At 35.4% G+C, this 12,711-nt stretch carries 14 protein-coding genes; 10 read left to right on the forward strand and 4 right to left on the reverse strand.

Translation table 11 applies throughout. From position 1 onward, the window contains the following. Positions 1 to 72: 72 nt before the first annotated feature. Entirely contained in the window at positions 73 to 1,113 is a 1,041-nt protein-coding gene (locus AB3M96_RS07560; protein WP_412966976.1) for a DUF3231 family protein, read from the forward strand. Positions 1,114 to 1,162: 49 nt separating this feature from the next. On the opposite strand, the gene AB3M96_RS07565 is transcribed toward AB3M96_RS07560, so the two are convergent. Continuing rightward, positions 1,163 to 2,719, reverse strand: coding sequence for an ABC-F family ATP-binding cassette domain-containing protein (locus tag AB3M96_RS07565; RefSeq protein WP_412966977.1), 1,557 nt, complete (start codon positions 2,717 to 2,719; stop codon positions 1,163 to 1,165). A gap of 226 nt (positions 2,720 to 2,945) precedes the next feature. Between AB3M96_RS07565 and AB3M96_RS07570 the strand changes: the two genes are divergently transcribed. The 4 genes from AB3M96_RS07570 (at position 2,946) to AB3M96_RS07585 (ending at position 7,310) form a co-directional block, all read left to right on the forward strand. Beyond that, a complete protein-coding gene (locus tag AB3M96_RS07570; protein WP_412966978.1) occupies positions 2,946 to 4,274 on the forward strand; it encodes a polysaccharide biosynthesis protein in 1,329 nt (442 codons plus the stop codon). A gap of 219 nt (positions 4,275 to 4,493) precedes the next feature. Beyond that, complete coding sequence (locus AB3M96_RS07575) at positions 4,494 to 5,186, forward strand: Na-translocating system protein MpsC family protein (protein WP_412966979.1); 693 nt, start codon at positions 4,494 to 4,496, stop codon at positions 5,184 to 5,186. A gap of 116 nt (positions 5,187 to 5,302) precedes the next feature. Continuing rightward, entirely contained in the window at positions 5,303 to 5,983 is a 681-nt protein-coding gene (locus AB3M96_RS07580; protein ID WP_412966980.1) for a Na-translocating system protein MpsC family protein, read from the forward strand. Between the two features lie 142 nt (positions 5,984 to 6,125). After that, positions 6,126 to 7,310, forward strand: coding sequence for an ATP-binding protein (locus AB3M96_RS07585; protein ID WP_412966981.1), 1,185 nt, complete (start codon positions 6,126 to 6,128; stop codon positions 7,308 to 7,310). 42 nt (positions 7,311 to 7,352) lie between these two features. Here the strand turns inward: AB3M96_RS07585 and AB3M96_RS07590 are convergent, their stop codons facing one another. Continuing rightward, the gene (locus tag AB3M96_RS07590) at positions 7,353 to 7,679 is read right to left on the reverse strand and encodes an ArsR/SmtB family transcription factor (RefSeq protein WP_412966982.1); all 327 of its coding nucleotides are present in this window, start codon (positions 7,677 to 7,679) and stop codon (positions 7,353 to 7,355) included. Beyond that, positions 7,680 to 8,096 carry an SRPBCC family protein gene (locus tag AB3M96_RS07595; protein WP_412966983.1) on the reverse strand — a complete coding sequence of 139 codons (417 nt, stop codon included), beginning with the start codon at positions 8,094 to 8,096 and terminating at the stop codon, positions 7,680 to 7,682. Positions 8,097 to 8,363: 267 nt separating this feature from the next. On the opposite strand from AB3M96_RS07595, the gene AB3M96_RS07600 reads away from it, so the two are divergent. Then, positions 8,364 to 9,080 carry a TerC family protein gene (locus AB3M96_RS07600; protein WP_412966984.1) on the forward strand — a complete coding sequence of 239 codons (717 nt, stop codon included), beginning with the start codon at positions 8,364 to 8,366 and terminating at the stop codon, positions 9,078 to 9,080. 306 nt (positions 9,081 to 9,386) lie between these two features. Here AB3M96_RS07600 and mreBH read toward each other — a convergent pair whose 3' ends face one another. Beyond that, positions 9,387 to 10,394 (reverse strand): rod-share determining protein MreBH, encoded by a 1,008-nt coding sequence (gene mreBH / locus AB3M96_RS07605; RefSeq protein ID WP_412966985.1) that lies wholly within the window; start codon positions 10,392 to 10,394, stop codon positions 9,387 to 9,389. Positions 10,395 to 10,731: 337 nt separating this feature from the next. Between mreBH and AB3M96_RS07610 the strand changes: the two genes are divergently transcribed. The 4 genes from AB3M96_RS07610 (at position 10,732) to AB3M96_RS07625 (ending at position 12,675) form a co-directional block, all read left to right on the forward strand. Beyond that, positions 10,732 to 11,100: a DnaJ family domain-containing protein gene (locus AB3M96_RS07610; protein ID WP_412966986.1), complete on the forward strand. Its 369-nt coding sequence runs from the start codon at positions 10,732 to 10,734 to the stop codon at positions 11,098 to 11,100. 135 nt (positions 11,101 to 11,235) lie between these two features. Next, entirely contained in the window at positions 11,236 to 11,595 is a 360-nt protein-coding gene (locus tag AB3M96_RS07615) for a helix-turn-helix domain-containing protein (RefSeq protein WP_412966987.1), read from the forward strand. Between the two features lie 131 nt (positions 11,596 to 11,726). Then, the gene (locus tag AB3M96_RS07620) at positions 11,727 to 12,125 is read left to right on the forward strand and encodes a DUF488 domain-containing protein (RefSeq protein WP_412966988.1); all 399 of its coding nucleotides are present in this window, start codon (positions 11,727 to 11,729) and stop codon (positions 12,123 to 12,125) included. After that, positions 12,094 to 12,675, forward strand: coding sequence for a GNAT family N-acetyltransferase (locus AB3M96_RS07625; protein ID WP_412966989.1), 582 nt, complete (start codon positions 12,094 to 12,096; stop codon positions 12,673 to 12,675). The genes AB3M96_RS07620 and AB3M96_RS07625 overlap by 32 nt, the downstream gene beginning before the upstream one ends. Positions 12,676 to 12,711 lie beyond the last annotated feature (36 nt).

Here is a 12,711-nt window from a genome sequence, read left to right on the forward strand (position 1 = left end):
TGATGTCAAAAAGCCGAATAGTACACCTAAGCAGGGTAAATAATAAAGGAAAAAGTTGGTGAAGGAGTTATTATGAAAACAATAAAACCAATAAAAGTAGGTTCATATAAAACAAATACCAACGAAGAATTAACGTCTGCTGAGATGGGAAAACTTTGGGCTACCTATACTGGGAACAGCATGTCGATCTGCATCTTAAAGTATTTTCTCCAACATGTAGAAGACCAGGATATCAAAGCTCTTTTAGAAAATGCTCTACATTTAAGTCAAGACTTCCTTAATAAATCAAAAACAATTTTTGAAAAGGATAAATTCCCGGTTCCGAAAGGTTTTGGTGAGGAAGACGTAAATCTGGGTGCTCCACGTTTATATCAAGATGAGTTTTATGTCCATTACCTGAAATATGCAGCTAAAGCAGGATTAAGCATATATAGTGTTGGAATTCCTTTAGTCTATAGACAAGATGTAAAAGAATTCTTTAGATATTGTATAGATTCAACTATGGATTTAATTGACCAAATTAAAGATATCTTGATGAATAAAGGGTTAATTATTAAGCCGCCGATTATCCCGGTTCCAGAGAAAGTAGAATTTGTTCATCAGGATTTTTTAAATGGATATTTTGGACATGTGCGGCCATTACATGCACTAGAGATTGCCCATTTTTACGATAATATTGAAAATAATGTAACAAGTAAGGCACTCATAATGTCGTTTGCTCAAGTAGCAAAGGATGAAAAAATTCGAAAATTATTTGAAAAAGGCAGAGATATGACAACGTCAAATATTGAAAATTATATGAAAAAGCTACATGATGAAAATTTGCCAACACCAACTTTTCTTGATGATTTAGTAACAACATCGACTTTTTCACCTTTTTCGGATAAATTGATGCTCTTTCATAAAATGGATATGTTTACAATGAAAATCAGAGCCTTTGGAAACTCAGTGGCGGTAAACGGAAGGCGTGATGTAAGCCTTATTTATACAAAATCATTATTGAAAATTGGGACGTTTGTGCAAGAAGCAGCCATGATAATGATTGAAAAAGGATGGATGGAACAACCGCCTAAAGCTGCAGATAGAAATAAATTAGCATCAAATAAAGAATAAGGGTGCTTGTATAAAAAACGCAGAGCCTATAAGCTCTGCGTTTACTTTATTAGAATACCTTTGTTGTCCAAGATTCTACATTCCAAACATCGGTTACAACTTCATTGTAGAATTCAGGTTCATGTGAGATTAATACTATACTGCCTTTATATTCCTTTAATGCACGCTTTAATTCATCCTTAGCATCAACATCAAGGTGGTTTGTAGGCTCGTCAAGAAGTAGAATATTCGTATTTTTGTTAATTAGTTTACATAGACGTACCTTCGCTTTTTCTCCACCGCTAAGCACTTCAATCTTACTTTCAATATGCTTAGTAGTTAGACCACATTTAGCAAGCGCTGCACGAACCTCATATTGGTTAAAGGAAGGAAACTCATTCCAAATTTCTTCGATACACGTATTGTAGTTTGCTTCTTTCATTTCTTGTTCAAAATATCCAATTTCTTGATTTTCACCCAGTTCGACTGTTCCTGATAGAGGTTTGTTCATACCTAAGATGCTTCGTAGAAGAGTGGTTTTACCAATACCATTTGCTCCAACTAAAGCAATTTTTTGACCTCTCTCCATGCGGAGATTTAAAGGTTTTGAAAGTGGCTCATCATAGCCGATAACAAGATCCTTCGTTTCAAAAATTAATTTACTAGATGTTTTCCCTTGTTTAAAATGAAATTCCGGCTTCGGTTTTTCCTTAGCTAGTTCGATAATATCCATTTTATCAAGCTTCTTTTGACGAGACATAGCCATATTACGTGTTGATACACGTGCTTTATTACGAGCAACAAAATCCTTAAGCTCAGATATTTCCTGTTGCTGCTTTTTATAAGCTGATTCAAGCTGTTGCTTTTTCACTTCATAGACTTGTTTAAAATTATCATAATCTCCAACATAGCGATTTAATTCTTGATTTTCCATGTGATAAATAAGGTTTATAACACTATTTAAAAATGGGATATCGTGAGAAATAAGAATAAATGCATTTTCATATTCTTGTAGATAACGTTTTAACCAAACGATATGCTGTTCATCAAGATAGTTTGTAGGTTCGTCCAGTAATAAGATATCAGGTTTTTCAAGTAATAACTTAGCAAGTAAAACCTTTGTACGCTGTCCACCACTTAGTTCCTGAACATCACGTTCTAGGCCAATATCCTCTAGACCTAAACCTCGTGCTATTTCATCAACCTTTGCATCAATGATATAGAAATCATTATTGGTTAAAACATCCTGGATGGTTCCAACGTCTTCAAGCATCTGCTCTAGTTCTTCTGGAGTTGCGTCACCCATTTTGCCGTAGATTTCATTCATTTCTGTTTCCATGTCAAAAAGGTATTTAAATGCACTATTCAGCACATCACGAATAGTCATACCTTTTTCAAGAACAGTATGCTGGTCCAGATACCCAACACGAACCTTTTTTGACCATTCGATTTTACCTGCATCAGGCTCAAGCTTCCCTGTAATGATATTCATAAAGGTAGATTTACCTTCACCATTAGCACCGATTAATCCGATATGTTCACCTTTTAGAAGGCGGAAAGATACATCATTAAAAATCGCTCGATCACCGAATCCATGACTTACATTTCTTACTGTTAATATACTCATCTATATACACCTTTTTCATAAGAGATAATGGTCTGAAAAATGTCACACATAAAACGATTATAAACGAGATTGCGAGTGGTTTAAAGGGGGCTTTATTGTTAAGCTTGTTAATATTTTCTTAATAAGGTGAATTAATTTGTCCACCTTTTTCATTAAATCGAAAATAATCTTATACCTTGTCTCATATCTATAGAGTATCGAAATTACTCAGATAAGGGGCTACAGGATGAAGACGTTTTTCAAGGGAACATTATTACTTGTTATAGCTGCGTTTATTGGAGAGTGTGTTGAATTCCTAATAAATCTTGTGTTAGCGAAAGAACTTGGTGGTCATGGAATGGGACTCTACATGACCATTTTACCGTCGATCTTTTTAATTGTTATTTTAGCCAGTCTGGAGCTTCCTGTTTCCATCTCAAAGTTTGTAGCAGAGAAAGAACAAAGGTATCACCAAAGTATGTTAAAGCATGCAACAATACTAACCACCGTTTTTTCTGCAGTGGTCCTTTCAGTGGCAATTGTCGTTTTACCACTAGTTCCAGTGTTTGATGATTATCACTCACTTGTTCGCTGGATTGTTGTTATCCTGGTACCAGTTATCTCATTTACATCTATTGCCAGAGGGTACTTTATGGGAATTCAGTCAATGGGGAGAATTGCATTTGCGAACTTTTTGAGAAAAGCGATTCAACTTATCCTATTGGTTTTTATTTTTCAAATTCTTGATTTTCAGATCCAAACCTCGATTTTAATAGCATTATGTACATTGGTCATAAGTGACATCATTGTATTTGCTTATTTAGGCTACGAGTATATAATTCAGTATCAAAGAATGAAACAGAAGCCAGCGTCGTTTCTTAGTGGAAAAATGGTTCGGCAAAATCTTTTAGCGGTATCCTTACCAACAACAGGAATGCGGATTTTCCATGCGATTTCCCATGCTGTTCAGCCATTTTTAATTAAGGCAGCTCTTTTAAAAGCAGGATTACCTGCAGCGGTAGCAACAGAACATTTTGGACTGATGTCAGGTGTTGCTTTATCAATTGGTTTTTTTCCGGCATTTATTGCTCATTCCTTATTGATCGTACTAATCCCTACAGTTTCTGAAGCGTACGCAAAGCGCGATACAGAATTGCTTCAAACGCTATTACAACAAGTAATGAGACTGACATTTTTATATGGAGTACCAGTATGTGTCGTTTTCTATTACTTTGCAGATCCACTCACTCACATTTTCTTTGAGTCGACTGCTGCAACCGTATACCTACAGATGCTTTGGCCATATTTCTTATTCCATTTCTTCCTAATACCTATGCAAGCCTATTTAATTGGGTTAGGTCTTGTAAAAGATGCATTTATTCATAATATCTGGTCAACTCTTATATCGTTTTCAATCATGTTTATTTTAGGTTCGATACAATCTTTACAAATGGAAGGTATCATCATCGGAATGAATATGGGGGCTGTTCTATTGGCGCTTCTACATTATGTTACTATCTGTAGGAAGATAGGAATCTCAGTAATTGGCATGAAAAAATTGAAGGAAGCTCTTTAAAAGTATTTTTGTTTGTTCTAATTATAATTTCATGGTATGATTACAAAGATTAATGTCTAGCTGTCATTAATCACCCAAAAATGTTAATGAATTGAAACAATGATAAATATTTACTTTGATGGTAAATGGTAGAATATCTGAAGTCTAACCATGGCCTGACCTCTATACATTATTGAGGTTAGGCCATTTTTTTATTTTTTAAAGGGAGAAATTAACTAGATGAAATCGACTATACACAAACAGGAGGAGCTAACTTATATAAGTAGTTTTATAAGTAAGCTTATTAAAACGAAGTTCGGCAAAGGTCCAGAGACCTGTTATACAACTTTTTCTGATAATTATGTTGTTGTGCATGTAAGAAGGTTCATGACGCAAATAGAAGAAGAGTTGATAAACAAAAATGAAAATAAGGCAGCAAAAATAATAAGAACCTCTTTGACAGAAGATCTTTTTGAAGGTATGAAAGAGAAACTACAGGAAAGGTTTGAGAAAACAGTTTCAGTAGTCTATCAAGATTGGAATTTCAGTAATAATTCAGGGATATTGTTGTTTGTTTTGGAAGGTGACGCTTGTAGAGAGAATCGTGACCTCGGACTCAAAGCTGAATTACTTAAAAATGAAATAGTAAAAAGAAGTGAGTTTTCATTTAATCAACCTAGAGAATTTGATGTAACGAATCTAGGGAATGATATCTATATTGCTCGCTGTGCAGGTTACCTTGTTCCCGTTGAAAGAACTATTTACGAAAAAGGTTATCTATATCTACTTGAAGAAAGGGAAATAGAAATCCGCAACAACTACTTAAAGAATATTGGCCGTTTTGAGAGGATTCTGCTTAAGGAACTAGATGGAGTTTTTCTTGTCTGGGATTACCAAGAGGATGTTCTGTACACTATTTTTTACTGTAAGTGATTTCCCTACATATTTTACTATGAGTTAGAGATAATAAACTTATATTGAAAATGTTGGAAAGTAAGGGAGGATCGCTACAAGTTGTGTAACGTACTGCCCCTTAAGGTGGGAACAAAATGGATGTCCAAAACCAAATAAATTATATTAGTAGTTATACGAGTAAATTATTACGTAGTAAATTTGGAAGAGGTCCTGAATCTTGCTCTGCATCTCTAGGTGAGAAATTTCTGGTTTTATATATAAAAGGATTCGTATCTCCAATGGAAGAGGTACTTATACAAGAAAAGCAAGATACCCAAGTTGATTATCTTCGGTATGTTGTTATCAAAAGTATCCTTGATGAGTTAAAGGGTGTCATTCAGGTTACATTGGAAAAACAGGTAGTTGTAATCAATCATGATTGGATCTATCCGAACAATACTGGAGTTATTATTGTTGAATTTGAAGAGACCGTTAGTGAAACGGATAAAAATGTTGATGTCGACTTAGCGGCTCTAGAAGCGGAAGTTAGTAGGCTTAGTTGGTTAGTTCAAAAGGTTCCTGATGAAATTTTGACCTATCAAGTAACTCCGAAAATGTATGTCGTTAAGCGGATAGGTATACTTGTAGCAATTGAAAAGGCTTTACTAGAAAAAGGTTTTGAAAATGAGTTGTACCTTACGAAGGATGAACTGGAAAAAAGTTTTTTTCATCGTGATGGGAATTTTAATGATATTTTTAAAAGACCTGTACAAGATATATTCATCGATTGGAATTTAAGAGAAAATAACAGTGTTATTTGCTTTGTATTAAAATAGCCTTGGTAAATGAGAGGATTACTCAAAAAGTAAAGCCTTAGCATGACCTACATCTTATTTGATGTAGGGTATTTTTATGTTTTATGATCAGTGATTGCACAACTATTAGGATTGCACTTCATAATACTGGGGGATAAGACTATTGATAAACAAGAGAAGACTGGCTATTTACTGTACTGTTTTTCTTTGCTTTCTAGCTGTGATAATTATCAATCTATTTGAATTGGGCTTTTTACGTTATCTGGGAATTTTTATACTTCTCCTCCTAGTAGTTGTAGTGGTTTTTGCGATTTTGCGTGCAAGAAGTAATGATGAGTTTCAAAGGCTAGTAGAGGAAGCTCCGTATGGAATCGTTATAACAAGAAAGAAGAAAATCGTTTTTATCAATCAAAAAGGTACGGAACTATTAGGTGGCAAATTTATTATAGGAAAGCCATTAGAAGTCTATTTGAAGGATTTTACTCCTTCAATTCGAAATAGTGAAGGTAAGACGAAGTTCACAAGGATACTAGAGGGAAGGTTAATACACCCAGCTGATAATCAGGAATTCTTTGTAGAGGTAAAGTTTATGCCGTTTGTATACAAGGGAAGCGTTAGTGAATATATTGTCATTCGAGATATTACAGAGCTTAAGAAAAGCCAAGAGCTTATTCAACAATCTGAAAAACTCTCCGTGCTTGGAGAACTAGCAGCAGGAATAGCTCATGAAATTAGGAATCCATTAACTAGTATTAAAGGGTTTGCTCAGCTTATTCATAAGGATAGTAAGCAAGAGGTTATTAAAAGTTATTCTGAAATAATGGATGCGGAGATTGAACGAATTAATGGGATTGTTGGTGAACTGCTATTATTAGCAAAACCTAAAAAGATTAATCTTGAGAAGACGAAACTTAGTATATTAATAGATGACGTGGTTATTCTGCTGAATACCCAAGCGATTTTACATAACGTACAAATCCATACAGAATATTATTCAAGAGAGGTTTATGTAAACTGTGAGAAAAATAAGCTTAAACAGGTATTCATAAATCTTATTAAGAATGGAATCGAAGCAATTGAAAATGGCGGCATCATTGAGATAAAGGTAGAGCATCAACGTCAAGGCATTATCGTCCGAATTATTGATAACGGTTGTGGAATACGAAAAGAGATGCTAGATAAGATTGGGAGTGCATTTGTTTCCACTAAGGAAAAAGGCACTGGACTAGGTTTGATGATATGTCATTCTATTATTCATGAACATGGAGGAAAGTTAACAATTGAAAGTGAAAATGGAAAGGGAACTACTGTAATTATGTCATTACCTACATACTCTGAGAGAACATAAGCTCCTGAATGTTATTATAGAAAAATAACATTCAGGATTTTTTTACTCTTTATCATTTTCAGCTACATATTTTAGGATAGATAATTTATTGTGCCAAAATTGTTCAAAATAAGACAACCAGTCCTGGATTTCGGTAAAAGCTTCAGGCTGTAATCGAAATCGTTTTTCTCTTCCAACCTTTTCACTACTAACTAAGTTAGCTTCTGAAAGGATAAGAAGATGTTTACTGATTGCGGTACGGCTCATAGGAAATCGACTGGATATCTCAGAGATAGGGAGCTCTTTATCAGCGATTAACCGTAGAATTTCTCTGCGAGTCGGATCTGCAATAGCTTGGAAAACATCATGATTTTGAGCTGTTGCTGACATTTAGCCTTCAACTACTTCTGCAAGCTTCTTAACAATGCCTGACCAGCCTTGATTCATACGCTCACGAATAACTGATGCATGTTCATTAGCCTTAGTAATCATTTCGTCAGAATCCTTCCAACCGCTATGAATTAGAGTGAACTCAGTTTTTTCCTCGACTTCTTTCAATAAAAATTCAACAATCCAGCCATCTGTATCCCATGTAAAAGCTAACTTGTGAGGTGGGTTTACCTCAGTTATTTTACACGGAGAGGGACCAAACGGAGATTGAAGATGAAACTCATGTCCCACTTTTGGCTCCATGTCATTTGGCATAAACCAAGAGTTAATTCCTTCTGAAGTAGAAACAAGGTTCCAAACCTTTTGTATTGGTGCATCAATAACAATTGCTTGTTTAATATCAGGAACTTTTGTCATATATATTCTCCTTTAAAATAAAGTGAAACCAAATGGTTGCATTTATAATGATATAAAACCAAATGGTTTCATGTCAACCTTTTTTAGATTTAGTGGGGAAAATCGGTAAATTAGAAAACTTCTTACTATATCGTTACCTAATTGATAAGTGTTTAATATGGATTTTTATGGTTTTTTTACTAAGATAAAAAGTTGAAAGTGTTAGGAAATAGGTTTATGCTAAATTATATCATTTACTATTTTACTATATTAAGGGGGACGGACCTGATGGATGTGCTAAGCATTTTAGGTCTAGCTATTTCTTCTGGTGCAACAATTGCTTTATTAAAGATTATAGCAATTGATATTATTCTATCGGGAGATAACGCCGTTGTTATCGCAATGGCAACTAGAAATCTACCAAAGGATCAACAAAATAAAGCAATATTCTGGGGTACGGCAGGAGCTGTTATTCTTCGCGTATTGTTTGCTGCGATAATTGTTTACTTACTAAAAATTCCGTATGTAAATCTAATTGGAGGCGTCTTACTTCTTTTTATTGCTTATAAAGTATTAATAGAAGAAGAGGGCGAAGCACATATTAAATCTTCTAATGGATTGATGTCTGCTATTGGAACAATCATTATGGCTGATGCTGTTATGAGCCTGGACAATGTTGTTGCAGTTGCAGGTGCTGCAGATGGACATATTGGTATGATTGCACTAGGTGTTGCGATTAGTATACCTATTATGATCTTCGGTTCTAAATTTATTGTTAAAGCAATGAATCGTTATGCATGGATTGCATATGTTGGTGCAGGTATTCTTGCTTGGACTGCTGGAGAAATGATGATGAAGGATAAGGGATTCACTGATTTCATGCATATTCATCATGGCCCAGTTTCATATGTGATTGTTGCATTTCTAACTGTGTTTATATTAGGCGCTGGGTATTTTAAAAATAAACGCACAGCGGCTAAACAAAAGCTACAGCAAACAGCATAGCATTGTGGACAAGCCTTCGGGTTTGTCTTTTTTATTTTGGGGTAGTGACAGTATCTTTTTATTATTGACAGAAAAATTAGTGTTAACAGCTAACCGACAGTGAATTTTTTTGCAGATAGGGAAAGCATAAAATTCTTTCCTATCTGCATAAGTGCAACTACGCCTCTGCTGTCGCCAAAGGCTCGGCAATCGCCGAGTTTTCTAATAACGACAGTATCTTAATAATAACGACTGTAAAACTGATTTAAGTGGAAGATTTATAGGAGAATACAAGAACACCACCCATTTTAGGGTGGTGTTTATTCGTTATTTAGCTAATTTGTGTAGCTTAGTAATGATACTTAGTGAACGGCCAGTACCGATTGCAACAGATTCGAGCGGGTTTGGTGCAAGATGAACCGGGACAAATATCTCTTGGCTAAGCCATTCTTGCATTCCTTTTAACAATGAACCACCACCTGTTAAAATTACACCACGATCCACAATATCCCCACTGAGTTCTGGCGGACAATCCTCTAGTGTTGAACGAATTGCTTCTAGGATGTGTAATAATGACTCACGTAATGTATCTTGAATTTCAGTTGAACGTAACGTAATAGTTTTCGGAAGTCCTGTTACCAAGTCACGCCCACGAACATCCATTGTTTCTACTGGATGGTCAATCAGGCAGTAACCAATATGCATTTTTACTTGTTCCGCAGTGTGTTCACCGATAAGAACATTATACTTTTTACGTACATATTGGATGATATCTTCGTCAAGTTGGTCTCCTCCGATTCTAACTGAATTGCAGGACACAACTCCACCAAAGGAAATGATTGCTACTTCAGTGTTTCCACCACCAATATCAACAATCACATTTGCAACTGGTTCATCTACTGGTAGGTCAGAGCCAATTGCTGCTGCAACTGGTTCTTCAATAAGATGTACCTGTTTTGCTCCACAATTTCTGACTGCATCTTGGATAGCGCGTCTTTCAACAGATGTAGAACCAGAAGGTGTGCATACGACAACATTCGGTTTTCTGATTGAATATCCAAGTTTTTGTCCCACTTTTTTCATAACATGGCGAAGCATATCAGAAGTGACATTATAGTCCGCGATAACGCCCTTTTTTAATGGGCGAATTGCTACTATTTTACCAGGTGTTTTCCCAATCATTCTTTTTGCATCGGTACCAACTGCAACCACACTGTTATCTTCCGTATTTATTGCGACTACAGATGGTTCGTTCAGAATGATACCTTTATTTTTACTATATACTAGAATATTTGCTGTACCTAAATCGATTCCTATTTCAACATTTGAAAACATATGTGTCTCCACCCTTCAGAGAGTTTGAGTTAGTTATTTTTAGCTTTGTATAAATGGGCAAAAGAAAATTTTTTTATCTTTTCCTGAGCCTTTAGTAACTGTAGTTTGTAAGTGGAATGGACATCCGCCATTTGTACCATTCACTTTATAAAGTTCCTGTTTTTCTGTCGATTTTTGGGGGTTGTTGTCGCTTTGTAATAATTTTAATATGTTAGAAATATAGTTCGATTGAATTATGAAAATGGTAATTCTAATAGATGGCAAACCTCTTGAAAAAAATGTAAAATATAAGTATGAGAAGTTGTTTTTATGCACCCCAATTAAGGAGGGCTGAAGGATGGATTTTTCAAAAATCGTAGAAGATAAGATTCGCAAAGCTTTAGATGATGGGGAATTTAAAAACCTACCCGGTTATGGTAAGCCTTTGAAGCTGGATGATTTATCTGGAATACCTGAAGAACTGCGCATGGCTTACAAGGTTATGAAAAATGCCGGAATGTTAAATGAAGAAACCGAATTAAAAAGAGAACTACTTACAATAGAGAATCTGCTGGATAATTGTCAGGATGAAGCGCAGAGGGCAGTTCTACTAGGTAAACTTAATGAGAAGCAGTTCCGTTTAAACAAAGTGCTAAATAGTAGAAAATCGACGCACTCTAGTGTTTTTAAAGATTATCAAATGCAACTACACAATAAATTTAAATAATACAGGTATCCCATTGAACTGACTGAAAGACGAAATGTAATTCTCACAGAATGTTCATGAACATATAACATCCTAAGGTAGTAGAACTGATATGCTAAAAGTAGAGGTATTATGCTGCTATGGAGGTGTTGGGTCATGAATCGCTTTGGAGAAAACCTTAAAATGGTTCGTGAACAAAAGAATATGACCGTACAAGAGCTTGCCCTTAATGTTAGAGTTGGTTCTGGTACAATCGAAAAATATGAAAAGGGTGCTAAAGCTCCAGACATTCAAACGCTTCTACGTATATCAACTGTATTAGATGTTCCGGCATCTGAGTTGTCAGAAGAAATATACTATGCTAATCCAACTGGTATTGATGATGAGCTTGAACAACTCGTGAAAGAGGTTGGTCTAAAGAAAGCTAAGCTCTTATTGCGGAAAGCAAAGGAATTTGACGAAGCGGACTTTTTAAGAGCAATGGGAATGTTATATGATACTAAGTATACAAAATAATAAATGCTATTTAGGTCAAAACGGATTTAGGTTTTGACCTTTTCTATTATATAAGGTTAAAAGGATAGTGATCGACGTATTTGTGACGTCTTAAAAAAATATGAAGACACCGTGATTTAAGGAGGATTTTCGTGCAATCAATAATTGAAATAAAACGAATCTATGAGCCTATATCAATTGAAGATGGAAAAAGGATATTAGTTGACCGGTTATGGCCGAGAGGAATTTCTAAACAAAATGCTAACCTGGATATTTGGATGAAGGATGTTGCGCCTAGTACGGAACTAAGGAAGCAATTTAATCATAAACCTGAACTGTTCGATGAATTTAGGATTCAATACATAGAGGAATTGCATAAAGACGTGGAGAAGTTAGAAAAGGTAAACGAGCTTTTGCAAATTTTGAGGAATGAAAAGATAACCTTATTATATGCAGCAAAAGATAGAGAGAATAATCATGCTGTTGTGTTAAGGGATGTTCTATTAAAGGAGAGTGTGCATGAGGATAAGGGACTATCAGGAGAAGGATGAAAATGGGTGGATTAGATGTAGAGTGCTAGCATTTCTTAACACGGCCTATCATGATAATGTGTTACAGAAAAAAGAAAAATATGAATACCCGGCTATTGAATTAGTGGCAGAAATTGATAATCTAATTGTTGGAATTCTAGATATTGAAGTTGAAGACAATCCAGGACAAGTTTGTTCAAACTCAGAAACTCGGAGCGGGATGATCTGGCATATCGCGATACATCCTGATTATCAACGGTCAGGAATTGCAGCTTCGTTGTTAAAAGAGGCTGAGCAACGTCTGCATAAACAAGGCGTTCACCGGTTAGAAGCATGGACCCGAGATGACAAATGGGTAAATGACTGGTATGAGAAACATGGATTTTCGAAGGGGAAATCGTATTTACATGTTTATCTTGAAGGGAAAGAACATGAAGAAATAGTTGAAAGTAAGCTACCAGACCTAAAACCAATTTATACCTTTGCTCATTACACAGGAGACCAACAGGAAGAAATAAAGGCGAAGTACCAGCGTGTCCACGAATGCAATATGTACGAAAAACACCTATAATCCGTAGACCCAGGGAACTGTCCTCTAAAACCATTC

This window comes from Ferdinandcohnia jepli (assembly GCF_047246645.1).
Classification (GTDB): Bacteria; Bacillota; Bacilli; order Bacillales; family Bacillaceae_L; genus Ferdinandcohnia.